Genomic DNA, 24822 nt, shown 5'->3' on the forward strand with positions numbered 1-24822 from the left:
ATTTAAAGTGAGTAATAGGAACACTCAAGATGAATGCTCCTTTATATAAAAGCCCTAATATGATTTTAAAATCTCACTGCATTGTTTTTGCAACGCAAGATTTGTTGCCAAACATTGTGTTTTCCAAACTGGAATAAGGTCGTTAATTCCTTTCTCTGACGACATTGTGATTGTCAAACCATCAAGCTGAGCTTTCCCTGTTGCACTAATCACGCCGTGTAACACATTTATATCGGATAAATATCGACTACGAAATTGTTGCGGTATAAAGGTTGAATCAGAACTACAGTGTTGAGGTTCGTTTTCATAACGGCATAATTCTACCCCAGAACGATAAGGTGATAGCGTTTGCAATACGTCGGTTAATGCGGCTTTTTGGATATAGCCTTGATAGGCGGGAATAGCTACTGAGCTTAAAATTGAGATGATAGCAATCACAATCATAAGCTCCATAAGGGTAAAACCATTTTCATTAGAGTGATAATTAAGTACATTCATCTAGCGTCCTCCTTGAGTAATAGACACTAGAAGTATGAAAAAAAAGGACTTTATTGGCGAATAGATAAAATAAAGTTTGAGTAAAATATCGAAAAGAAAAAGGAGATATACATATTAAACCTTTATTATTGAGGGAAAGTTCGCATTTATTGATGAGTATGGGTTAATAAAGTTATTGATAATGGCTAAAACAAAATAAAAGAGGGTTGATGTGGAAATTAAACAGGGTTGGCTAATCGATGCTAGACGGGTTCCTTCACCTAATCATGATAAAAGACCTGAAGGTGAGCTTCCTTCTTTATTAATTGTTCATAATATCAGTTTGCCTCCAGGGCAATTTGGTGGGCCTTATATTGACCAGCTTTTTACCAATACATTATCAGAGCAAGATCATCCTTTTTTTAGTGAGATTGTTAACTTAAGAGTATCGGCTCATTGTCTTATTCGTCGGGATGGAGAAATTGTGCAATATGTGCCTTTTACTGAAAGAGCGTGGCATGCTGGCGTTTCTCTATATAAAGGCAGAGAAAAATGCAATGATTTCTCAATCGGTATTGAGCTTGAAGGTACTGATGAGTGCGATTTTACCCAACAGCAATATCAACAATTAGTGAAGATAACTCAATCGCTTATTGCTCTTTATCCAGCCATTAAAGAAAACATTACTGGGCATAGTGATGTTGCACCAAATAGAAAGACCGATCCGGGGCCTCACTTTGATTGGGCTTATTACCGCAGTTTGTTAACAGAACAACCAACAAAATTGAGTTTTAACTCACTTATTTTGAATTTAAATTCAAAATAATATTGCTGTCTCGCTTCAGTTTGACTGTTTATGTGTTTAAAAAACGTTAAAAAATTTATTTTTAACGTTTCTAGATAATGCGATCTGGTTATCACTTTTGATGAATTTTTAAAATAATTTGTTAAAATTTGCAGGTTTTTATGATTTCGCTCAACAACTGTATGGACAGTTAGTGAATACTTTGTTACTTTATTATCCGTTATATTAAATTGGTATTACCAATTGACAACTCAATCACTAAGGTAATAGTTATCCAATAATGGTTTCGAGCAATATGGCTTATACAAAAATCCGCCAACCTAAGCTTTCTGATGTTATTGAGCAACAGCTTGAGCATCTGATTTTAGAAGGTACTCTGCGCCCGGGAGAAAAACTCTTACCTGAGCGTGAGCTGGCGAAGCAATTTGATGTATCTCGCCCTTCATTGCGTGAAGCTATCCAAAAATTAGAAGCTAAAGGCTTTTTACTCCGTCGCCAAGGCGGTGGTACTTTTGTTCAGCATAATCTCTGGCAAAGTTTTAGTGATCCTTTAGCTCAACTGCTTAGCGGACATCCCGAATCTCAATTTGATCTTTTAGAAACTCGTCATGCACTTGAAGGTATTGCCGCGTATTACGCTGCATTACGTGGTACTGATGAAGATCTTGATCGTATCAAAGCTAGCCATGATTGCATTTTGAAAGCCCATGAAAAGGGTGATTTAGCCGCTGAGTCTGAAGCTGTATTGCAATATCAATTGATTGTCACGGAAGCTGCTCATAATGTCGTTTTATTGCATCTATTACGATGCATGGTGCCAATGCTTGAGCAAAATATCCGCCAGAATTTTGAGTTTCTTTACACTCGTAAAGAGATGTTAACCGCAGTAAGTGAGCATCGTAGTCAGATTTATCAGGCTATTATTAATAGAGAGCCAGAAGTTGCGCGTGAAGCATCACATCGCCATTTGGCCTTTATTGAAGATGTTTTGTTGGATATGAGTCGTGAACATACTCGCCGTGAGCGCTCTCTGCGCCGGCTACAACAACATCCTGATTTATTTTAGTAGCACAGATCCTGACCGCTGAATCTGTACTACCTATCGCCCTGTGATTTTCAGGGGAAGCGGTAATAACAGCAGGGCCTATCTTCCCGTCATATCAGATGGGTATAACGGGAAGATAGGCTCCCATAACCATTAAAAACAGATAACAGATAAGGAATACACCATGTCAGATATGCTGAAAAATGACGTGGATCCGATCGAAACTCGCGACTGGTTACAAGCGATCGACTCGGTCATCCGTGAAGAAGGTGTTGAGCGTGCACAGTTCCTGATTGATCAGGTATTAAAACAAGCCCGTAATGGTGGTCTTAATATCGCTTTAGGCGGTTCTGTACACAGTGATTATATCAATACCATTCCTGCTGAAGATGAACCCGCTTACCCTGGCAATCTGGAATTAGAGCGTCGTATTCGTTCTGCTATTCGCTGGAACGCAGTAATGATGGTTCTGCGTGCATCCAAAAAAGATTTGGAACTCGGCGGACACATGGCGTCATTCCAATCTTCTGCAACTTTATATGAAGTGTGCTTTAACCACTTCTTCCGTGCGCAAAATGAAACTGATGGCGGTGACTTGGTTTACTTCCAAGGCCATATCTCCCCAGGTATCTACGCTCGTGCATTCTTAGAAGGTCGTTTAACTGAAGAACAATTAAACAATTTCCGTCAAGAGATTGGTGGTAAAGGTTTATCTTCTTATCCGCACCCTAAATTAATGCCTGAATTCTGGCAGTTCCCAACAGTTTCTATGGGTCTGGGACCACTATCTGCAATTTACCAAGCTAAATTCCTGAAATATTTGAATCACCGTGGCTTAAAAGATACGACTAAACAAACTGTTTATGCGTTCTTAGGCGATGGCGAGATGGACGAGCCAGAATCTAAAGGCGCTATCACCATCGCAGTTCGCGAAAAATTAGACAACCTGTGCTTCGTGATTAACTGTAACTTACAGCGTCTTGATGGCCCAGTTACAGGTAACGGCAAAATTGTTAACGAATTAGAAGGTATCTTTGCAGGTGCTGGCTGGAACGTTATCAAAGTAATGTGGGGCGATCGTTGGGATGAGCTTCTGCGTAAAGACACTTCAGGTAAACTCATTCAATTAATGAATGAAACTCTGGATGGTGACTACCAGACATTTAAATCTCGTGACGGCGCTTATGTTCGTGAGCACTTCTTCAATCGTTACCCAGAAACAGCTGCATTAGTTAAAGATATGACTGATGATGAAATCTGGGCATTAAACCGTGGTGGTCACGATCCGAAGAAAGTCTTTGCTGCATTCCAAAAAGCAAAAGACACTCAAAATCAACCAACTGTTATTTTAGCTCAAACCATCAAAGGTTATGGTATGGGTGAAACGGCAGAAGGTAAAAATATTGCTCACCAAGTTAAGAAAATGAACATGGATGGCGTTCACCATTTCCGTGATCGTTTCAGTATTCCTGTTGCTGATGAGCAAATCAAAGACCTGCCTTATATTACTTTTGATAAAGACTCAGAAGAATATAAATACCTGCACGCACGTCGTCAGGATTTAGGTGGTTACCTGCCAGCTCGTCGTCCACGTTTTGAAGAAAAACTGGAGATCCCAGCACTGGAAGATTTCAGCCAATTACTGGAAGAACAATCTAAAGAGATTTCAACAACTATCGCATTCGTTCGTGCTCTGAATGTAATGTTGAAAAACAAATCTATCAAAGATCGTTTAGTTCCAATTATTGCGGACGAAGCTCGTACTTTCGGTATGGAAGGTCTGTTCCGTCAAATCGGTATTTATAGCCCGAATGGCCAACAATATACGCCTCAAGACCGTGAGCAAGTTGCTTACTATAAAGAAGACGTTAAAGGCCAAATTCTGCAAGAAGGTATCAACGAACTGGGTGCTGGCGCATCTTGGTTAGCGGCTGCAACATCTTACAGCACTAACAATCTGCCAATGATCCCATTCTATATCTACTACTCAATGTTTGGTTTCCAACGTATTGGCGACTTATGCTGGGCTGCGGGCGACCAACAAGCACGTGGTTTCTTAGTCGGTGGTACTTCAGGTCGTACAACACTTAATGGTGAAGGTTTACAGCACGAAGATGGCCATAGCCATATTCAATCGCTGACTATTCCTAACTGTATCTCTTATGATCCAGCATTCGCTTATGAAGTTGCTGTTATCATGCAAGATGGTTTAGAGCGTATGTATGGTGATAAACAAGAAAACGTTTATTACTACATCACTACACTGAACGAAAACTACCATATGCCAGCAATGCCAGCCGGTGTTGAAGAAGGTATCCGTAAAGGTATCTATAAACTGGAATCACTGGAAGGCGCGAAAGGTAAAGTTCAGTTACTGGGTTCAGGTTCTATTCTGCGTCACGTTCGTGAAGCAGCACAAATCCTGTCTGCTGAATACGGTATTGGTTCTGATGTGTATAGCGTAACTTCATTCACTGAATTGGCGCGTGATGGTCAAGATTGTGAACGTTGGAACATGCTACATCCATCTGAAGCACCTCGCGTACCTTACATCGCTCAAATTATGAATGATGCGCCAGCCGTTGCGTCTACTGACTACATGAAACTGTTCGCTGAACAAGTTCGTACTTATGTGCCAGCTGATGATTACCGCGTATTAGGTACAGATGGTTTCGGTCGTTCTGATAGCCGTGAAAACCTGCGTCACCACTTTGAAGTTGATACTTCTTATGTGATTGTTGCTGCATTAGGTGAATTAGCTAAACGTGGTGAGATTGATGTGAAGGTTGTTGAAGAAGCAATCAAAAAATACAACATTAACCCTGAAAAAGTAAACCCACGTCTGGCGTAAGAGGTAAAGTGAATGTCTATTGAAATTAAAGTCCCAGATATCGGTGCTGATGAAGTTGAAGTCACCGAAGTGATGGTGAAAGTGGGCGACCGCATTGAGGAAGAACAATCCTTAATCACTGTAGAAGGCGACAAAGCTTCTATGGAAGTTCCATCACCACAAGCGGGTGTGGTTAAAGAGATTAAAATTGCCGTGGGCGACAAAGTCCAAACGGGTTCTCTTATCATGATTTTTGAAGCAGAAGGTGCCGCGCAAGCAGCACCAGCTCAAGCCGCAGCACCTGCACCAGCAGCAGCGCCTGCAACAGCTGCACTGAAAGAAGTTCACGTTCCAGATATCGGCGGTGACGAAGTTGAAGTTACTGAAGTAATGGTAAAAGTGGGCGATAGCGTTGCTGAAGAACAATCACTGATTACTGTTGAAGGCGATAAAGCTTCAATGGAAGTTCCAGCACCATTTGCTGGCGTAGTGAAAGAAATTAAAATTGCAACAGGTGATAAAGTGAGCACAGGCTCTCTTATCATGGTATTTGAAGTTGCAGGTAGCGCACCTGTTGCTCAAGCAGCACCAGCACCTGCGGCATCTGCGCCAGCAGCATCTGCTGTGAAAGAAGTGAATGTTCCAGATATCGGCGGTGACGAAGTTGAAGTGACTGAAGTGATGGTGAAAGTAGGTGATTCCATCTCTGAAGAACAATCACTGATCACTGTTGAAGGTGACAAAGCTTCTATGGAAGTTCCAGCACCATTTGCTGGTGTGGTTAAAGAGATCAAAATTGCAGTGGGCGACAAAGTGAAAACTGGCTCACTGATCATGACTTTCGAAGTTGCCGGTGCAGCACCTGTTGCTCAAGCACCAGCGGCAGCCGCGCCAGCGCCAGCAAGTTCTGCTCCGGCAGCACCAGCTAAAGCACAAGCGACTGCGCCAGCATCGAAAGAAGAGTTTGTTGAAAATGATGCTTACGTTCATGCAACACCTGTTATTCGTCGCTTAGCGCGTGAATTCGGTGTGAATTTAGCGAAAGTAAAAGGTACAGGTCGTAAAGGTCGTATCTTACGTGAAGACGTTCAGTCTTACGTGAAAGAGTTAATTAAACGTGCTGAATCAGCACCAGCTAACGCAGGTGGTGGATTACCAGGCATGTTACCTTGGCCGAAAGTTGACTTCAGCAAATTTGGTGAAATTGAAGAAGTTGAATTAAGCCGTATCCAGAAAATCTCTGGTGCTAACTTAAGCCGTAACTGGGTGATGATCCCTCACGTAAATCTGTTTGATGAAGCAGATATCACTGAGGTTGAAGAATTCCGTAAACAGCAAAATAAAGAAGCAGAGAAGAAAAAACTGGATGTTAAGATCACTCCGTTAGTCTTCGTAATGAAAGCAGCCGCGAAAGCACTGGCAGATATGCCACGCTTTAACAGCTCTATCTCTGAAGATGGACAAAAACTGATCCTGAAAAAATACATCAATATCGGTATTGCTGTAGATACACCGAACGGTCTTGTTGTTCCTGTTTTCAAAGATGTTAACAAAAAAGGCATTATCGAACTGTCTTATGAGTTAGCTGAAGTTTCTAAGAAAGCACGTGCAGGTAAACTGACAGCAGCAGATATGCAAGGCGGATGCTTCACTATTTCTAGCCTTGGTGGTATCGGTACTACCGGTTTTGCACCAATCGTTAACGCACCAGAAGTTGCGATTATGGGACTTTCCCGTTCATCTATGAAGCCAGTATGGAACGGTAAAGAATTCGTACCACGCTTGATTTTACCAATGTCATTATCTTTCGATCACCGTGTGATCGATGGTGCTGACGGTGCTCGATTCATCACTCTGATTAATCAGTACATGAGTGATTTACGTCGTTTGGTAATGTAATTTTAAAACCGGTGCTTAGCGCCGGTTTCTCTGATTACAGTGATGGAGTTTACAGTCATACATCTTAGGTTGTGAGATCCGTCATGTTAGAGCGCTTTTCAGTTTATTAACATTTCTGTAAACTGCATGCGGTATGTAAGTCTCGGTGTTAAATATGGATTATCGTCTGACTCGCCGGACAAATAAATAATGAGGTCACGATGAGTACTGAAATTAAAGCACAGGTAGTGGTTCTGGGTGCAGGCCCTGCGGGTTATTCCGCGGCGTTCCGTTGCGCTGACTTAGGTTTAGAAACAGTTTTAGTAGAACGCCACTCTACTTTAGGTGGTGTTTGTCTGAACGTGGGTTGTATCCCTTCTAAAGCGTTACTCCACGTTGCTAAAGTTATCGAAGAAGCGAAAGCATTATCTGAACACGGTGTTGTATTTGACGCACCAAAAACAGATATCGACAAAATTCGCATCTGGAAAGATAAAGTTATTTCTCAGTTAACGGGTGGCTTAGCTGGCATGGCTAAAGGCCGTAAAGTTACTGTCGTTAATGGCGAAGCACGATTCACTGGTTCTCACACATTGTCTGTTGAAGGTGCTGAAGGTACAACTACCATCACTTTTGATAATGCAATCGTTGCTGCCGGCTCACGTCCAATCGAATTACCATTCATTCCACATGAAGACCCACGTGTATGGGACTCAACAGATGCACTGCAACTGAAAACTGTACCAGAGCGTTTACTGGTTATGGGTGGCGGTATCATTGGTCTGGAAATGGGTACGGTTTATCACTCTCTGGGTTCTCAGATTGACGTAGTTGAAATGTTTGATCAGGTTATTCCTGCTGCTGATAAAGACGTGGTTAAAGTATTTACCAAACGTATCAGCAAGAAATTTAACCTGATGTTAGAAACCAAAGTAACTGCGGTTGAAGCAAAAGAAGATGGCATCTACGTAACAATGGAAGGCAAAAAAGCCCCAGCAGAACCACAACGTTACGATGCAGTATTAGTTGCTATCGGTCGTGTACCTAACGGTAAACTGTTAGACGCAGGTAAAGCAGGTATCGAAGTTGATGATCGTGGCTTTATCCATGTTGATAAACAAATGCGTACTAATGTACCTCACATCTTTGCTATCGGTGACATCGTTGGTCAACCAATGCTGGCTCACAAAGGTGTCCATGAAGGTCACGTTGCAGCAGAAGTTATCTCTGGTAAGAAACATTACTTCGATCCTAAAGTTATTCCATCAATCGCTTATACTGAACCAGAAGTTGCATGGGTTGGTATGACGGAAAAAGAAGCGAAAGAGAAAGGCGTTAGCTATGAAGTAGCTTCTTTCCCTTGGGCAGCATCAGGCCGTGCAATCGCATCAGATTGTGCAGATGGTATGACTAAACTGATTTTCGACAAAGAAACTAACCGTGTTATCGGTGGTGCAATTGTTGGTTCTAACGGTGGTGAACTGTTAGGTGAAATCGGTCTGGCAATCGAAATGGGTTGTGATGCTGAAGATATCGCATTAACTATCCACGCTCACCCAACGTTATACGAATCAATCGGTATGGCTGCGGAAGTATTTGAAGGTAGTATCACTGACCTGCCAAATCCAAAAGCGAAAAAGAAAAAATAAGCGACTTGTTTACTGAAAACAGCTTTGCTGAAAACAGTTTACTAAAGTAGTTTAAATGATAAGGGCTAAGTTCTTTATAGAACTTGGCTCTTTTTTTATGTCTTTTTGTTAAAGCTAACGTTGCTTAATGAAGGTGAATATTAGCAATTAGGTATTTTTGTCGTTTATTTAACCGCGAATTTGGCTTTAGTGCTAATTTGAGGATAAAAAAAACTATAAAAAGTGTGGTTATTAACCAAAATCTTGGTTAAAAGTCCCTGTTATATATTTTGTTTAAGTGTTTTAATCTGAATAAGTGGATATTTGAATCTGATTAATGTTACTTTTATGTGAACGAATTAACATCGTGTTGAAGATTTGCTATGCTGATAGCCCTTAGCTGGGCATAATTTTACAACCTCTTATGTTTTATGCGAGCAAAAGATCCTCTGACCAGGCATCCTTCAACAGACAGGGTGCAGACAGCCGGGTTATACAAAATGACAAAGAAGCGAGGAGACAGTCGTGCTAGAAGAATACCGTAAGCACGTAGCAGAGCGTGCAGCTGAAGGTGTCGTTCCAAAACCTCTCGATGCCACACAAACAGCCGCACTTGTTGAGCTATTAAAAAATCCCCCTAAAGGTGAAGAAGAATTTCTTCTTGATTTAATTGTTAACCGCGTTCCACCCGGAGTTGATGAAGCTGCCTATGTTAAGGCGGGTTTTTTAACTGCCCTCGCGAAAGGCGAAACCACATCACCTCTTATCACTCCAGAAAAAGCAGTTGAATTATTAGGTACTATGCAAGGTGGCTATAATATCCATGCTTTAATTGGCTCTCTGGATAACGATAAATTAGCACCAATTGCAGCTAAAGCGCTTTCTCATACATTACTGATGTTTGATAACTTCTATGATGTTGAAGAAAAAGCGAAAGCAGGTAACACCTATGCTAAGCAAATCATGCAATCTTGGGCTGACGCACAGTGGTTCACTGAGCGCCCAGCATTAGCAGAAAAAATTACTGTTACCGTATTTAAAGTCACTGGTGAAACTAATACCGATGACTTATCTCCAGCACCTGATGCTTGGTCTCGTCCTGATATCCCATTACATGCTTTAGCAATGCTGAAGAATGCGCGCGAAGGCATTGAACCCGATCAACCGGGTAGCGTAGGCCCTATCAAACAAATCGAAGCGTTAAATAAAAAAGGCTTCCCTTTGGCTTATGTTGGTGATGTTGTAGGTACTGGCTCCTCACGTAAATCAGCAACTAACTCTGTACTTTGGTTTATGGGAGACGATATTCCTTTCGTTCCTAATAAACGCGGTGGTGGTGTTGTTCTTGGTGGTAAAATCGCGCCTATCTTTTTTAATACTATGGAAGACGCGGGTGCACTCCCTATCGAAGTTGATGTTTCTAAATTAAATATGGGTGATGTCATTGATATTTACCCATACAAAGGTGAAATTCGTAACCATGAAACAAATGAGTTATTGGAAACCTTTGAACTGAAAACTGAAGTGTTAATTGATGAAGTTCGTGCCGGTGGTCGTATTCCATTGATCATTGGTCGTGGATTAACGTCTAAAGCGCGTGAATCACTAGGTTTACCAGTTAGCACACTGTTCCGTCATGCTAAACCTGTTGCAGAAAGCAACCGTGGTTTCTCGCTAGCTCAAAAAATGGTAGGTCGTGCTTGTGGCCGTACTGGTATTCGCCCAGGCGAATATTGCGAGCCAAAAATGACCTCAGTAGGTTCACAAGATACAACAGGCCCAATGACTCGTGATGAGCTAAAAGACTTGGCGTGCCTTGGTTTCTCTGCTGATTTGGTGATGCAATCATTCTGTCATACTGCTGCTTATCCAAAACCAGTAGACGTTACAACACATCACACTTTGCCTGACTTTATTATGAACCGTGGTGGTGTTTCACTGCGTCCGGGCGATGGTATTATCCACTCGTGGTTAAACCGTATGTTACTACCTGATACTGTCGGTACAGGTGGAGACTCGCATACTCGTTTCCCTATTGGTATCTCATTCCCAGCAGGTTCTGGCCTAGTGGCTTTTGCTGCGGCAACAGGGGTTATGCCATTAGATATGCCAGAATCTGTTCTGGTACGTTTTAAAGGCAAAATGCAACCGGGTGTGACACTGCGTGATTTAGTTCATGCTATTCCTTATTACGCAATTCAAGATGGTTTACTGACAGTTGAGAAAAAAGGTAAGAAGAATATTTTCTCTGGTCGTATTCTTGAAATTGAAGGCCTACCAGAACTGAAAGTAGAACAAGCATTTGAGCTTGCTGATGCATCAGCAGAACGTTCAGCGGCGGGTTGTACTATTAAACTGGATAAAGCGCCAATTATTGAGTACCTGCAATCTAATATCATCTTGCTGAAATGGATGATTGCTGAAGGTTATGGCGATCGTCGTACTATTGAACGTCGTATCACTTCAATGGAAAATTGGTTGAAAGATCCACAATTACTTGAAGCTGATGCAGATGCAGAATATGCAGCAGTGATCGAAATTGATTTAAATGAGATCAAAGAGCCAATTCTATGTGCGCCGAACGATCCAGATGATGCTCGCCTGTTATCTGAAGTGGCAAACAGCAAAATTGATGAAGTATTTATTGGTTCTTGTATGACCAATATTGGTCACTTCCGCGCTGCGGGTAAACTGCTTGATCAACACAAAGGTCAGTTACCAACACGTTTATGGGTTGCTCCACCAACAAAGATGGATGCAGCGCAATTAACGGAAGAGGGCTACTATAGCGTCTTTGGTAAGAGTGGAGCTCGTATCGAAGTGCCCGGATGTTCACTATGTATGGGCAACCAAGCACGTGTTGCTGATGGTGCAACTGTTGTTTCAACCTCGACACGTAACTTCCCTAACCGCTTAGGTACAGGCGCTAATGTGTATCTTGCTTCTGCGGAGCTTGCGGCGGTCGCTTCATTACTAGGTCGTTTACCAGAGCCACAAGAGTATCTGGATTTCATGAATAAAGTGGATGAAACCGCGGAAGATACTTATCGCTATCTAAACTTTGACCAACTAGAGCAATATACCGATAAAGCAGACCAAGTTATTTTTCAAACAACGGTATAACGGTTAATTTATTGCTTTAAAGTATTTAATATGAACAAACGGGAGGCAAATGCCTCCCGTTTTTTGTTATGGGCTTTAGCCAGTTTAAGTCGCGTCAGCGTCTTAAATATAAAACCACCCGCTATGCGGGTGGGTATTAAAGGTTATACCAAGAAAAACACCTTTCCGTTACGATATAGATGTTCAAGCTAATATTCGTAACTTAAATAAGGAAAGGTGTTTATGGGCATTAAAGCACAAAGCTCAGCACATACAAAGTGGCTGTGTAAATACCATATCGTCTTTTCGCCGAAATATAGACGGAAAGTGATTTTTAATAAAATTCGTTCAAGTATAGGTGAAATCCTTCGAGACCTTTGTAAATATAAAGGTGTGGAAATAATCGAAGGGCATCTTATGCCAGATCATGTTCATATGTTAGTGAGTATTCCACCGAAGATATGCGTATCAAGTTTCATGGGATATTTGAAAGGTAAAAGTTCGTTGATGATCTTTGATAGACATGCCAATCTCAAATATAAATTTGGCAACAGAAAGTTTTGGGCGGAAGGGTTCTATGTCACAACAGTTGGACTCAATGAAGCCACAATTCAAAAGTATATCAGAGAGCAAGAAAAGTCGGATTTAATCTCGGATAAATTGAGCAGTAAAGAATATGAAAACCCCTTCAAGGGGTAAGCCAAAGTAGCAAAGACACTTAGCTTGAACGAAGAGAAAGCAGCGTCATTTAGGCGCAGTCGGTAACAAGCCCTTATAGGGCAAGAGCAAACCACCCGTTTTACGGGTGGTTATGATTATTTTTGTCATAATAAGAATAAGATATTTTTTATTAAAAAAGCGAGAGCTTTATAAGGGGCGTACACCATGGATTATGAATTTCAGCGAGATCTCACTGGCGGTATACTAGCCCGTTTTTCGATGGATCATGAAGCAATAGGCTATTGGCTGAATGATGAAATTCAGGGTGACATTAGTCTTATCGATCAAATTCTTGAAGAAATGGAAGGTATTAAAGGTAGTGAAAGACAGTGGGAACTTATCGGTAAAGAATACAGTCTTTCTATTGATGACGAAGAAGTAATGATAAGAGCAAATACCTTGCATTTTGAAACAGATGAAATGGAAGAAGGGATGAGCTATTACGATAACGAAAGCATCTCTTTTTGTGGTTTAGATGATTTTGCTACCATGCTGCAAAAATATCGGTTATTTATTCTGGAAAACAGAGGGAATTAACAATTCCTATATATTTTTTGAATAAATCTGCCACAATATACTATTGAATTACTATTCTTTTCATTACGTTTTTAAGTTTAAAAGGTGGTCTAATGAATGAATTACCCGCTAGTTTAGATGAAGCAACAGGTTGGTTTGTGGCAAATCAGGATCTCTTTATTCAATATGCTGTGAATATTATTGCTGCATTTTTGATCCTGTTTATTGGTCTTTTTGTGGCAAAAATGATTGGTAAAGGTGTCGCAAGAGTTTTAACGTTGCGCCACATTGATGCCACTGTTGTCACATTTCTGTCAGTTCTTGTTCGTTATACCGTTGTTGCTTTTACCTTAATTGCGGTATTAGGACGATTAGGGGTTCAAACAGCATCTGTTATTGCGGTATTAGGTGCTGCTGGTTTAGCTGTTGGTTTAGCATTACAAGGTTCGCTGTCTAACTTTGCAGCTGGTGTACTAATTGTTATTTTCCGTCCGATCCGTGCTGATGAGTATGTGATGATCGGTTCTGTTGAAGGTACAGTGAAAGATGTGCAGATTTTTTCAACCACATTACGCTCAGCCGATGACAGAATTATTGTTATTCCAAATAGCAAAATTATCAGTAGTGAAGTTATCAACTTAAGTCGTGAGCCAAATCGTCGTACACAAATTATTGTTGGTGTGGCTTATGATGCTGATATTGATAAAGTGAAACAAGTGCTGGGTGACGTTGTTGCTAAAGACAAACGTATTCAACATGATAAAGGCGTGACTATCCGTTTACATGAAATGGCACCGTCTTCATTAAACTTTGTGGTACGTGTTTGGACAACTAATGGTGATGCATGGCCTGTTTATTGGGATCTAATGGAAGATTTTAAACGTGCATTAGACGCGAATAATATCGGTATTCCATTCCCACAAATGGATGTTTATATGCATCAAACACAAAGTGCGACAGCGAAAGCAGAGTAGTCTCACAAGAATAAATGATATAGAGCCACGTTAATAACGTGGCTTTTTTATATGATAATACAGGTGAAATAATAATATAACAAAGATGGCAAAAGGGATTGGATACTAAAGATGGAGATAATCTTAAAGGGTTTCTTTTTCATTTTTCATTACTTTGATAGTTATATTGTGTTTGCTTTGGCGTTCTTATTATTGTGGTATTCTCATAAAGCAGAGAAAAAACGAACGCGTATTATCTTATTTATTACCGCATTAATTGTGGTAACGCCTCATGTTACTATCTGGTCAAATTTTATTTTTATGCTATTAATGAATATGGCTGTTTCATCCTATTAATCCTACTGATGCTTTGTTTTTTCCTATTTTATCGCCATTAGTTTTTCTTATTATCAATAAGAATGATTCATTTCCTCTAATATCAAAACCCCTCTATTATTTATCTAATATTAAATGAATAATTATTTGGGTAATTTGCATGTTCACAACTTTTTTTCAGGGGTTTTTATTAAGTGCAGCAATGATCCTACCAATTGGTGCCCAGAATGCCTTTGTTTTGCAACAAGGAAGTAAAAAACAGTTTCACTTAATGAGTGCATTTTTATGCGCTTTAAGTGATATTGTTTTAATTACGGCGGGTGTCTTTGGTGGAAGTGCTTTGCTCAGCCAATCAGAAATACTTTTATTACTGATCACTTGGGGAGGTGTAGCGTTCTTACTATGGTATGGCTGGAATGCATTTAAAACTGCATTTTCAAAAGATATTGAATTATCACAAAGTGAAAATCAGGTAAAAAGTCGTTGGCGCGTGATTGTGACATTAGTTGCCGTTACTTGGCTTAATCCTCATGTTTATTTAGATACTTTTGTTGTGATAGGTAGTATTGGAGGGCAATTAACATCAGAACTGCGCCCTTGGTTTACATTTGGTGCGGTATTTGCCTCTATAAGCTGGTTTTTTGCGTTATCACTACTAGCAGCGTGGTTTTCTCCAATATTAAGCAAAGCGCGCTCTCAACGTATTATTAATCTATTTGTAGGATGTGTAATGTGGTTTATTGCTGTTCAATTAGCAGCACAAGGATGGAAAACTCTCTTTTAATCTTAAAGAACTTTACATCAGATATGCTAAGGTTCTTCTTAGCCATAAAAAGATGGTCTTAAAATTTATTATGTCGGGGGTTTTTGTGAAATTTAAAGCAATTGTATTAGCATCCGTGTTTACGCTGGGATTACCTTCATTTGCATTAGCAGCTTCTGAGCCAGAAGGGCCACATATTACAACATCGGGTAATGCGACAATTAAAGCCGCTCCTGATATGGCAACATTATATATTCAGGTTAGTGAAAGAGCGAAAGATGCTGCCCTTGCTAAGAAACAAGCAGATGATCGAGTCGCAAAATATTTTGCTTTCTTAAAAGAAAATGGTGTTGTGAAAGAAGATATTGATGCTGCTAATATCCGTACTCAACCAAACTACGAATACGATAAAAAAGCAGAGCGTTCAGTGATTAATGGTTACACCGCAACACGTACTGTTAATGTTAAAATTAAGAAATTAGAACAGCTTAATACGTTACTTGATGGTGCATTAGCGGCGGGCTTGAATGAAATTAATAACGTTGAGTTTGGCGTAAATAATCCAGAGCAATACAAATCAAAAGCACGTGAAGTTGCGATTAAAAATGCCATTGATCAAGCAACGTCAGTCGCAAAAGGTTTTGGTGCTGATTTAGGTGCTGTTTATAGTGTGAGCTATCGCGCTCCAGAAGCCACACCTTATACCCTTGGACAAGTTCGTATGGATTCGATGGCATTAAAAGCGCAAGCACCTGCTGCTGTGCAAGAAACTTATGAACAGCAAAGTATCGAGTTTAAAGATTATGTTGATGTGGTTTTTGAATTAAAACGCACTAAATAATCACGCTGTGATGAAAATAAAATAGGCTTCAATATGAAGCCTATTTTTTTGAGTAGATAAGATGGAATAGCGTATTACTCTTCATCTTGTTTTAAAACTTTACGACCAAAATCAATGAGTGCGTCTGTCACTTTTCTCATAGTTCTACTTTCTGGCGCAAATCGATGCCAATAGAGCATACGTCGCTGGCAAAGCCCCGGTGTTAAATCAACCAATTCTCCACTTTTTAGTTCATTAGCAATTTGTAGATGAGGGATCATACAACAAGTTGAACCTTGTTTAGCTAATTGCACAAAGGCTTCAGAGGAGTTCACGATATGGCACGGCACACTGCCCGGAGATAAACCGAAGTTTTGTTGTAAAAATGCCTGATGCATATCATCGAGATGGTCAAATGCCACTGCTGGTGCTTTTAATAATGAAGATTTTGTTACGCCGTTTGCAAAATAGCGTTGAGCAAAATCAGGAGAAGCAACAAATAGGTAATCGAGAGCACCTAATTGATCGACAAGGCAACTCGGTAGTGCTTGAGGCTGAATACTGATTGCGCCAACGACTTCACCTCGTCTTAATCGTTCTTGAGTGCGAGTTTCATCTTCAACTTGAATATTAAGACGAATAGGCAGTTGAGTTAATACAGGATGTAACGCGGGCAACAGCCATGTTGCTAAACTGTCCGCATTCACTGCCAAAGAGAGCAAAAGAGGTGTGGAACCGCTGTTTTCATCACCTAACCATTGTTCTTCAAGTAATTCTACTTGATGCAATAGTGCTAATAATTTTTGGCCTTGCTCTGTAGGTTGAGGTGGAACAGTTCTGACTAATAGCGGTTGTCCAAATAAATTTTCTAACTGTTTGATACGCTGAGAAACGGCAGATTGTGTAATACATAACTTTTGCGCAGCTCGTTCAAAGCCACGTTCTCGAATGACGGCATCAAGGGCTTGTAATGCTCGATAATCAGGGCGTTTCATTAACAGATTCTCTTCGATTTTATATTCTATTGCTTACTATGCCATATTTTTCGTTGTAATGAGTTAAAATGTTGCTTCTCAGTTTTTGATGTGTCTCGTGCTAGTTTTGAATGCAATATGCTATTCTTAGTCCATTAACGTGATAAATAAGGTTTTTTTAAATGACTCAGGATGAATTGAAAAAAGCAGTAGGTTGGGCAGCGCTTGAATATGTAAAACCAGGCACGATTGTTGGTGTCGGTACTGGCTCTACGGCTTCTCACTTTATTGATGCATTAGCAACAATGAAAGGTCAAATCGAAGGCACAGTTTCAAGTTCAGAAGCATCCACAGCAAAATTAAAGAGTTACGGTATTCCTGTTTTCGACTGTAACGAAGTTGATTCTTTAGATATCTATGTTGATGGTGCTGATGAAATTAACCATCAAATGCAAATGATCAAAGGTGGTGGTGCTGCGTTAACGCGTGAAAAAATCATTGCAGGTGTAGCGAAAACATTTATCTGTATCGTTGATGAATCTAAACAAGTCGATGTGCTAGGTAAATTCCCGCTACCAGTAGAAGTTATTCCAATGGCGCGCTCTTATGTTGCACGAGAACTCGTTAAACTGGGTGGTTTACCAGAATATCGTGAAAACGTGGTAACTGATAATGGTAACGTTATTTTAGACGTTCATAATTTAACAATTCTTAACCCTATTGAACTGGAAAATAAAATTAACAGTATTCCGGGTGTTGTAACTGTTGGATTATTTGCTAACCGTGGCGCGAATGTTGTTTTAATGGGCACCTCTGAAGGTGTGAAAACCATTAAGTAATTCTTTTTAAGATAGGTAGCTATGGCTACCTATTTTTAAATTATTTTAGAAACTGTAAATTCAGTGATATATATCACACGATAGTTATATCTCTCTTTAAAATCCTGCCATTTTCAAAGTCAAAATCATTTTACTCGGTAGAAAATCACTTTATTTATCGCTTATTCTGTCATCACTGCAATCGGTTGTATTGCCACAAAATCTATTTTTGTTATGTTGATGAGACAGGATTTTGTTTTTCATTAAATGTAATAACGATAGGGCAGGGTAAATGGTCAAAGTATCTTTGGAAAAAGAAAAGATAAAGTTTCTACTCCTCGAAGGTGTGCACCAAAGTGCAGTAGAAAATTTAAGAGCTGCGGGTTATACCAATATTGAATATCACAAAGGCGCATTATCGGACGAAGAATTAAAAGAAGCTATCCGTGATGCACGTTTTGTTGGTCTTCGTTCCCGCACTCACTTAACAGAAGAAATTTTTGCAGCCGCTGAAAAATTAGTTGCTGTGGGATGCTTCTGTATCGGCACTAATCAGGTTGATTTAGATGCCGCTGCTCGTCGCGGTATTCCTGTATTTAACGCTCCTTTCTCAAACACTCGTTCCGTGGCAGAGATGGTGCTTGGTGAATTACTGTTATTACTGCGTCGCATTCCAGAAGCAAATGCGAAAGCGCATCGTGGGATTTGGGATAAACAAGCTAAAGGCTGTTTTGAAGCGCGTGGTAAAAAACTGGGTATTATTGGTTATGGTCACATTGGTACACAGTTAGGTATTTTGGCAGAAAGCGTGGGCTTAGATGTCTATTTTTACGATATTGAAAACAAACTGCCATTAGGTAATGCAACACAAATTCGTCATCTCTCTGAACTGTTGAATATGTGTGATATTGTCAGCTTACATGTGCCAGAAACACCATCAACCAAGAATATGATTGGGCATGAAGAAATTCAACGCATGAAACCAGGCTCAATTCTGATTAATGCTTCTCGTGGTACTGTAGTTGATATTCCTGCGTTATCACAAGCACTAGAATCTAAGCATTTATCAGGTGCAGCAGTTGACGTATTCCCATCAGAGCCGGGTGCGAATAACGATCCTAACGATCCGTTTGTTTCTGAACTTATCAAGTTCGATAATGTGATATTAACACCACATATCGGTGGTTCAACTCAAGAAGCTCAAGAAAATATCGGTTATGAAGTTGCGGGCAAATTAGCGAAATACTCAGATAACGGCTCTACATTATCTGCAGTTAACTTCCCTGAAGTATCACTACCAAGCCACGGTGATGATGTAAACCGTTTACTGCATATTCATGAAAACCGTCCAGGTATGATGAACAGCATCAACAAAGTGTTTACTGAAGAAAACATTAACGTAGCCGCACAGTATTTACGTACATCAGGTAACGTAGGTTATGTTGTGATTGATATTACAACACAAACGAAAGCTCAAGCTGAGTTAGTGTTACAAAAAATCAAAGCATTACCGGGAACAATCCGTGCTCGTATGCTTTACTAATTATTGATACGTTATCGGTAATATATTGAAGGCTCGAAATATCGAGCCTTTTTTGTATTTATTAATTTTTAATTATTGAATTTGTTGTTGCCATAATTGGTAATAGAGCGCTCGATTTTCTATTAAATGGGTATGTATTCCTTCTTCTAATACCCTACCTTTATCTATTACATAGATATAATCTGAATACACTAATGTATTTAGACGATGTGCAATACTAATTACAGTTCTGTTTTTACAAATCTGAGGTAAGTTCGCTAAAATTTGTGCTTCTGAACTGTAATCTAATGCTGATGTTGCTTCATCTAAAATAAGAATTCGCGGATCAGTTAATAAGGCTCTAGCAAGCGCAATACGTTGACGTTGTCCTCCAGATAAATTGCGACCTCTTTCTCCAACTTGAGTGTTAAAACCTAAAGGAAGTTGCTCGATAAAGTCTAAAGCACCTGCAAGTTGAGATGCTTCTATTATCTCTCTTTCACTCGCATTGGGTTTTGATAAACGAATATTCTCAATAATCGAACCACTAAATAAAAAACTCTCTTGTAAAACGAGACTAATACTTTGGCGTAAAGAGAGTGGATCTGCGATAGCGAGATCCATTCCATCAATATAAATTTGCCCTTGTTGAGGTGTATAAAGACGTTGGATCAAGCGTGTAAGAGTGCTCTTTCCTGAACCAGAATGCCCTGTAATACCGATAAACTTACCAGCAGGAATAGATAAAGAGAGTGCTTCAATGACATCTGGTGTGTTATTGGCGTAACGGAAATAGACATTTGAAAAAACAATGCTTCCTGTGATTTTAGGAACGGTTACAGTTCCATAAGGATGATGTTCGGTAGGGGTATTTAAAATATCGCCAACACGACGCAAAGAAATGGTCGCTTGCTGAAAATCTTGCCAGCATTGCGCTAAGCGTAAAATAGGTTGTGTAATATGCGCAGCAAAAAGATTAAAAGCAATAAGCTCACCCACACTCATTTGTGCATTGATAATTAAATTAACACCTTGCCATAAAATAATGGCTGTCGTGATTTTATGAATGATAGAAATAAGCTGTTGTGCAAATAACGCTTTTTTAGCACCAGAAAAACGCTTGTTAATATGATCTGTAAGTTTGTATTGCCATCTTTCTATAAATTTATTTTCTGTTGCTGTTATTTTTATGGTTTCGATACCGTTTATTGCTTCTGTTAGTAGACTGGTATTATCCGCATTAGCTTGATATTCCTGCTCAACCCAATAGCGAATAAAGGGACCACAAATAAGCCAAAGCAGAAAATAGAGTGTTAATGCACCTAAGGTTATCCACGTTAAAAGTGTCGAATACATAAACATGACAGAGATAAATACGATAATAAAAATTAGGTCAAGCAATAGTATAAAAGCAGAGCTAGTAATAAATTGCCGAATATGTGAAAGCTCTTGAATACGAGTTATAATCTGCCCCGATTGGTGTTGATTAAAAAAATAACTAGGTAAGCGGATAAGATGTTGAAATACTTTTCCTGAAAGTTCAGCGCTTAACTGACAAGAAATAAAAACATATAACTTATCGCGCAGATAAAGATAGAGAGGTTCAGTAACAGCAATCGCTAGTAAAAGGTAACCTAAAAAATGTAGATTGGAAAGATTTCTTCCTGTTAGTACTTTATCAACCATAATTTCGAAAATTAAAGGACTGACTAAGGCAAACAGTTGACAGCAACAAGCCAAAATAAAGATAAAAAGTAATGCGTTTTTTTGTCTTAACAGAGAAGGAATAAACCAGCGAAAATCAAACTTAGCAGATAATGGTGAAGACTCTTTAGTAATAAGTAATAGTGTATTAAGTTTCTTTCTTTTATCAATAATAAACTCACTTTCAATACTATTTCTAGGTTCTAAAATAGTAAGCTTTTCCTTTTTTATATCTTTTAAAATATACCAATGCTTATCTATTTCAATAAGGGTATTAATTATGTTTTTTTTCTCTTTATCATAATCAAAGGTATCAAATTGACATTTTAAATTGAGTAATTGAGCAGTTTCAAAAATATTCCATTTGTTAAGATGATTATCACAACCAAGAAAATGAATGATCTGTTCTTTTTTTATATTACCTCTACCTTTTTTAGAAAAATAAAGTAATCCATCAATAATAGAGTGGTGATATTGGTTTTCTTCCATGCTAGTTATATTTTCCAGAATATGAGAGATCTTATTTTTCGGTCAGTGCATTATGACGATAAGCTTCTATTGGGCTTAAAATATAATCAATAACACGGCGTTGTTCAGTGATTATTTCGGCAGTTAAAGACATACCTGGAATAAGACGATATTCCCTTTGGTTATGCTTAATTACCTGTCTGTTTAATCTAATAGTTATTGGATAAATTGAGCCTAATTGATCGTGCTGAACGGCATCTTTAGCAATATTAATAATTTCACCTTCCATGGTGCCATAGCGTGTATAAGGAAAAGCATCTATTTTTATCATTGCTTTTTGTCCTAGATGAACAAAACCAATATCTTTATTGAGCAAATTAACTTCAGCAATATTATCTTGGTTATCAGGTACTATTATCATCGCACCTTGTGATGGTTGTAATACACTGCCTAGTGTATGAGTTGAAATTTGTTGAACTGTTCCTGTTATTGGAGAGCGCACTTTTTTTAGTTGTTGTTTTTTTTGAAGATAGCTAAGGTTTTGGTTATAAATAATTAGTTCACTTTCATACTGTTTGTATCTATCATGCCATTCTAAATGTTTTTGCTTCTCTAATTGATTTAGATTTTGCCTTTTCTGCTCCTCTTGGCTTTTTAGTAGGTTATATTCTGAATCTTTTGTTTTTATTAATCTGTTTATTTCTAATAATTCTTTTTGATTTTCCAGATAATCTACCTTACTAATAAATTTTTTATATATAGTGTTCGTTTTAATGTGAATCGTTGTTCAATGTTTTCTTTTAATGTTTTTAATGATAATAAATCATAGTGAATCATCAATTGATTTTTATTATTTACTTCAATTTCTGTCTTGATTACGTTTATATTACTATCAAACTCTTCCTTTTCTTTTTGATAACTAGTTAAAATATTTCTTTTTGCTTTTTTATCTAACGTATTAAAATGGTAAAGCTTTTGAGGGGATATATCTTGGCTTAATGCTTGATAGCGTATTTTAAGCTGTAAGATATTGTCTATCTTATTTCTTATTCCTATTATTTCTTCATCAATACCTAATATATCAAGTGTTAGTAATATATCGCCTTGATTGACTTTTTGTCCTTCCTTTACATGAAGTGTTGCTAATCGACTATGTTCATATATTTGAACAAGTTGAGAATGTCCAATGGCAATAAGCTTACCTGTAGCAGAGGATTGTATATTTAATTTACCGAAATAAGCCCATAGAAGAAAGATAATAACATTTAATGAAATAAGTATCGCAATATAACGACTATAAGGTGTGATGTTTTTTTCAATAAGAGCAATATGGTTAGGGTAAAAATCGTAATTGTTTGATTTATTTTTACGCTGAAAAATAGAGGATATATTTAGTTTCATTCTCAACATCCTTGTTGAAGTTGCCAAAGCTTTTTGTAGTAGCCACTGTTTACAATTAATTCATCATGGTTTCCATCTTCAATAATTTGCCCTTTATTTAACACAATAATACGAGAACAATTTCGAATAGTTGAAAGGCGATGAGCAATAATAATAACGGTTTTATCTTTAGCAATAAGAGGAAAGTTGTTTTGAATTATGGCTTGGGAGTTATCATCTAAAGCACTGGTGGCTTCATCGAAAATTAAAATTTTGGGTGAGGTTAATAAGGCTCTGGCAATCGCAATACGTTGGCGTTGACCTCCTGATAATGATATTCCTCCTTCTGTAATAAGTGTGTCATATCCTAAGGGAAGTTTTAAAATAAACTCGTGGGCACCCGCCATTTTTGCAACGTGAATAACGTCTTCTAAAGAAGCATGTTGATGAGTTAATCGAATATTATCAAAGACACTTAAATGAAATAAAAAATTCTCTTGTAACACAAAACCGATTTGTTGGCGTAAGTTAGTTAAATGAAATTGTGTAAGTGGAATATCATCAATTTTTATACTGCCTGATTGTGGAATATAAAGACCTGAAATCATTCGCACTAAGGTGCTTTTACCTGATCCTGAAGTACCAATAATACCAATAACTTCATGTTTTTTAATATGTAATGAAATATTATTTAAAATAGCAGGAGTGTTGCTTTGATAATAAAAACTCACCTTATTAAAGGTAATTTCACCTTTGATATTGGATTGTCGTGTTGCAGCATTCTGCTCTTTAGGAAGATTAAGAATATCTTGTAAGTTATAGATAGCCGTTTTTGTTCTGATATATTTACCCCAAACATCGATTGCCGTCGCAAAGGGTTGTAAACAGAATCTGAGGAGCATCATGAACGCAACAAGTTGGCCTATTGTCATCGAGAGAGAAATGACCTCATAGGCTCCTCGCCATAACAATAATGCTATTGTTGCTTTATTAAGAAACAACACAATAAAACGCGATAAATTATCAATATTTTGAAGTGCTAAGCTTTTAGTGGTGACTTGATGAATCTGTGTATACCACTGTTGTGTGAATCGAGGTTCAAGAGAAAGGCTTTTAATTGTTTCAATCCCCCCTAAACTTTCGGTAAGAAATCCAGTATTAATTGCTGCTTTTTGATAAAGCTGTTGAACCGCAAGCTCTATTTTAGGTGAAAGAAACTTAGCTAAAATAAGATAAAAAGGGATAGTGGTAATGAATAATAAAGTTAGCTTTAACGAAAACATTGCCATTGCAAAGATAAATATAAAGATAAAAGAAAAATCGACAATTAACATCAATAACGTATTAGTAATAAATTCTCTAATAATATCTAATTCTTTTACTCGAGTGACAATGGCACCAGTTTGCCGAGATTTAAAATAACTAATAGGTAATCTAAATAAGTGTTCAGTGATTTTTAAGCTTAAGGTGAGATCAATTTTATTTGCCGTGTGATGGTAAATATACTCTCTAATTCCTTTTAGTACCCCTTCATAAATAGCAATAAAAGTTAAAGTGATAATTAATATATCAAGTGTTAATTGTGCTTGATGAATAATTACTTTATCCATAACAATCTGTGTAACTAAAGGAGTTGCTAATAGTAATAATTGCAAAATTAATGAATAAAATAAGATACTATAAAAAATAGTTTTGTGTTTTTTAAAAACAGGAAAAAACCAAGTAATACTGAATTCATTGTTTGATTTAAAATCAAGGTAATAGACGGTTTTTATTTTAAATAAATTATCTATACTGATAGTTTCTGTTTTATCTGTTTGAGTGTTGTAAATAAGAAGGTTGTTGTTATTTTTCTTGAGTAAAATAAACAAATTATCACTCTTATCTATAAAAATTAATTTATGAGTAATTGGTTTCTTTAATAAATCGGATGGTTTTATTTTCTTTAATTTAAAATTGTGCTCTTTTTCTAATTCATCTACTGTGTGATTGTGTTCCGTTTTTATTTCTTTATTTTTAATTAGGCTGATAATGATGTTAATGCATTTAATTAAATGAATGTCTTTATTATTCATTAGAATAA

At 38.1% G+C, this 24822-nt stretch carries 20 protein-coding genes; 14 read left to right on the forward strand and 6 right to left on the reverse strand.

Annotation, left to right across the window (positions count from 1 at the left end):
- Nucleotides 1–54 precede the first annotated feature (54 nt).
- On the reverse strand, nt 55–498 hold the full coding sequence (ppdD, locus tag GTK47_RS08550) for a prepilin peptidase-dependent pilin (protein ID WP_165122772.1): 444 nt from the start codon (nt 496–498) through the stop codon (nt 55–57).
- 211 nt (nt 499–709) lie between these two features.
- Here ppdD and ampD point away from each other — a divergent pair, with 211 nt between their 5' ends.
- The 12 genes from ampD to GTK47_RS08610 all read left to right on the forward strand — a co-directional run bounded on the left by ampD (nt 710) and on the right by GTK47_RS08610 (nt 15894).
- Complete coding sequence (gene ampD / locus GTK47_RS08555; RefSeq protein WP_165122773.1) at nt 710–1303, forward strand: 1,6-anhydro-N-acetylmuramyl-L-alanine amidase AmpD; 594 nt, start codon at nt 710–712, stop codon at nt 1301–1303.
- A 274-nt stretch (nt 1304–1577) separates the two neighbouring features.
- A complete protein-coding gene (pdhR, locus tag GTK47_RS08560; RefSeq protein WP_165122774.1) occupies nt 1578–2348 on the forward strand; it encodes a pyruvate dehydrogenase complex transcriptional repressor PdhR in 771 nt (256 codons plus the stop codon).
- 163 nt (nt 2349–2511) lie between these two features.
- Nucleotides 2512–5178 carry a pyruvate dehydrogenase (acetyl-transferring), homodimeric type gene (aceE, locus tag GTK47_RS08565; RefSeq protein WP_165122775.1) on the forward strand — a complete coding sequence of 889 codons (2667 nt, stop codon included), beginning with the start codon at nt 2512–2514 and terminating at the stop codon, nt 5176–5178.
- A 12-nt stretch (nt 5179–5190) separates the two neighbouring features.
- Nucleotides 5191–7056, forward strand: a complete 1866-nt coding sequence (gene aceF, locus GTK47_RS08570; protein ID WP_165122776.1) for a pyruvate dehydrogenase complex dihydrolipoyllysine-residue acetyltransferase — start codon at nt 5191–5193, stop codon at nt 7054–7056.
- A gap of 200 nt (nt 7057–7256) precedes the next feature.
- Nucleotides 7257–8684 (forward strand): dihydrolipoyl dehydrogenase, encoded by a 1428-nt coding sequence (gene lpdA / locus GTK47_RS08575; protein WP_075670832.1) that lies wholly within the window; start codon nt 7257–7259, stop codon nt 8682–8684.
- A gap of 504 nt (nt 8685–9188) precedes the next feature.
- The gene (gene acnB / locus GTK47_RS08580) at nt 9189–11786 is read left to right on the forward strand and encodes a bifunctional aconitate hydratase 2/2-methylisocitrate dehydratase (protein WP_165122777.1); all 2598 of its coding nucleotides are present in this window, start codon (nt 9189–9191) and stop codon (nt 11784–11786) included.
- A 222-nt stretch (nt 11787–12008) separates the two neighbouring features.
- Nucleotides 12009–12464, forward strand: a complete 456-nt coding sequence (gene tnpA / locus GTK47_RS08585; RefSeq protein ID WP_165121832.1) for an IS200/IS605 family transposase — start codon at nt 12009–12011, stop codon at nt 12462–12464.
- 186 nt (nt 12465–12650) lie between these two features.
- Nucleotides 12651–13022, forward strand: coding sequence for a YacL family protein (locus tag GTK47_RS08590; RefSeq protein ID WP_088494947.1), 372 nt, complete (start codon nt 12651–12653; stop codon nt 13020–13022).
- 92 nt (nt 13023–13114) lie between these two features.
- On the forward strand, nt 13115–13975 hold the full coding sequence (gene mscS, locus GTK47_RS08595) for a small-conductance mechanosensitive channel MscS (RefSeq protein WP_165122778.1): 861 nt from the start codon (nt 13115–13117) through the stop codon (nt 13973–13975).
- A gap of 111 nt (nt 13976–14086) precedes the next feature.
- The gene (locus GTK47_RS08600) at nt 14087–14311 is read left to right on the forward strand and encodes a hypothetical protein (protein WP_165122779.1); all 225 of its coding nucleotides are present in this window, start codon (nt 14087–14089) and stop codon (nt 14309–14311) included.
- Nucleotides 14312–14450: 139 nt separating this feature from the next.
- A complete protein-coding gene (gene argO, locus GTK47_RS08605; RefSeq protein ID WP_165122780.1) occupies nt 14451–15074 on the forward strand; it encodes an arginine exporter ArgO in 624 nt (207 codons plus the stop codon).
- A gap of 85 nt (nt 15075–15159) precedes the next feature.
- Nucleotides 15160–15894 (forward strand): oxidative stress defense protein, encoded by a 735-nt coding sequence (locus GTK47_RS08610; RefSeq protein ID WP_165122781.1) that lies wholly within the window; start codon nt 15160–15162, stop codon nt 15892–15894.
- A 74-nt stretch (nt 15895–15968) separates the two neighbouring features.
- Here GTK47_RS08610 and GTK47_RS08615 read toward each other — a convergent pair whose 3' ends face one another.
- Complete coding sequence (locus tag GTK47_RS08615) at nt 15969–16868, reverse strand: LysR family transcriptional regulator ArgP (RefSeq protein WP_069367724.1); 900 nt, start codon at nt 16866–16868, stop codon at nt 15969–15971.
- Between the two features lie 161 nt (nt 16869–17029).
- Here GTK47_RS08615 and rpiA point away from each other — a divergent pair, with 161 nt between their 5' ends.
- Complete coding sequence (gene rpiA / locus GTK47_RS08620; protein ID WP_072069239.1) at nt 17030–17686, forward strand: ribose-5-phosphate isomerase RpiA; 657 nt, start codon at nt 17030–17032, stop codon at nt 17684–17686.
- Between the two features lie 271 nt (nt 17687–17957).
- Nucleotides 17958–19208, forward strand: coding sequence for a phosphoglycerate dehydrogenase (serA, locus tag GTK47_RS08625; protein WP_165122782.1), 1251 nt, complete (start codon nt 17958–17960; stop codon nt 19206–19208).
- Between the two features lie 72 nt (nt 19209–19280).
- On the opposite strand, the gene GTK47_RS08630 is transcribed toward serA, so the two are convergent.
- From GTK47_RS08630 to GTK47_RS08640, 4 genes are read right to left on the reverse strand one after another with little or no spacing between them, the layout of a single operon-like run.
- Complete coding sequence (locus GTK47_RS08630; RefSeq protein ID WP_241256083.1) at nt 19281–21380, reverse strand: type I secretion system permease/ATPase; 2100 nt, start codon at nt 21378–21380, stop codon at nt 19281–19283.
- Nucleotides 21381–21411: 31 nt separating this feature from the next.
- Entirely contained in the window at nt 21412–22140 is a 729-nt protein-coding gene (locus tag GTK47_RS20495) for an HlyD family type I secretion periplasmic adaptor subunit (RefSeq protein ID WP_347147092.1), read from the reverse strand.
- Nucleotides 22092–22760 carry a biotin/lipoyl-binding protein gene (locus GTK47_RS20500; RefSeq protein WP_241256084.1) on the reverse strand — a complete coding sequence of 223 codons (669 nt, stop codon included), beginning with the start codon at nt 22758–22760 and terminating at the stop codon, nt 22092–22094. The genes GTK47_RS20495 and GTK47_RS20500 overlap by 49 nt, the downstream gene beginning before the upstream one ends.
- A 2-nt stretch (nt 22761–22762) precedes the next feature.
- A complete protein-coding gene (locus GTK47_RS08640; protein WP_165122783.1) occupies nt 22763–24814 on the reverse strand; it encodes an ABC transporter transmembrane domain-containing protein in 2052 nt (683 codons plus the stop codon).
- Between the last annotated feature and the right edge of the window lie 8 nt (nt 24815–24822).

It is taken from the genome of Proteus sp. ZN5 (genome assembly GCF_011046025.1).
GTDB lineage: Bacteria > Pseudomonadota > Gammaproteobacteria > Enterobacterales > Enterobacteriaceae > Proteus.

Excerpts from the sequence above, each read along its gene's own strand:
- rpiA (WP_072069239.1), top strand. The coding sequence starts at position 17,030 with ATGACTCAGGATGAATTGAAAAAAGCAGTAGGTTGGGCAGCGCTTGAA.
- argO (WP_165122780.1), top strand. The coding sequence starts at position 14,451 with ATGTTCACAACTTTTTTTCAGGGGTTTTTATTAAGTGCAGCAATGATC.
- serA (WP_165122782.1), top strand. The coding sequence starts at position 17,958 with ATGGTCAAAGTATCTTTGGAAAAAGAAAAGATAAAGTTTCTACTCCTC.
- aceE (WP_165122775.1), top strand. The coding sequence starts at position 2,512 with ATGTCAGATATGCTGAAAAATGACGTGGATCCGATCGAAACTCGCGAC.
- GTK47_RS08590 (WP_088494947.1), top strand. The coding sequence starts at position 12,651 with ATGGATTATGAATTTCAGCGAGATCTCACTGGCGGTATACTAGCCCGT.
- GTK47_RS08615 (WP_069367724.1), bottom strand. The coding sequence starts at position 16,868 with ATGAAACGCCCTGATTATCGAGCATTACAAGCCCTTGATGCCGTCATT.
- ppdD (WP_165122772.1), bottom strand. The coding sequence starts at position 498 with ATGAATGTACTTAATTATCACTCTAATGAAAATGGTTTTACCCTTATG.
- GTK47_RS08630 (WP_241256083.1), bottom strand. The coding sequence starts at position 21,380 with ATGGAAGAAAACCAATATCACCACTCTATTATTGATGGATTACTTTAT.
- tnpA (WP_165121832.1), top strand. The coding sequence starts at position 12,009 with ATGGGCATTAAAGCACAAAGCTCAGCACATACAAAGTGGCTGTGTAAA.
- GTK47_RS20500 (WP_241256084.1), bottom strand. The coding sequence starts at position 22,760 with ATGAAACTAAATATATCCTCTATTTTTCAGCGTAAAAATAAATCAAAC.
- aceF (WP_165122776.1), top strand. The coding sequence starts at position 5,191 with ATGTCTATTGAAATTAAAGTCCCAGATATCGGTGCTGATGAAGTTGAA.
- GTK47_RS08600 (WP_165122779.1), top strand. The coding sequence starts at position 14,087 with ATGGAGATAATCTTAAAGGGTTTCTTTTTCATTTTTCATTACTTTGAT.
- mscS (WP_165122778.1), top strand. The coding sequence starts at position 13,115 with ATGAATGAATTACCCGCTAGTTTAGATGAAGCAACAGGTTGGTTTGTG.
- GTK47_RS08640 (WP_165122783.1), bottom strand. The coding sequence starts at position 24,814 with ATGAATAATAAAGACATTCATTTAATTAAATGCATTAACATCATTATC.
- lpdA (WP_075670832.1), top strand. The coding sequence starts at position 7,257 with ATGAGTACTGAAATTAAAGCACAGGTAGTGGTTCTGGGTGCAGGCCCT.
- pdhR (WP_165122774.1), top strand. The coding sequence starts at position 1,578 with ATGGCTTATACAAAAATCCGCCAACCTAAGCTTTCTGATGTTATTGAG.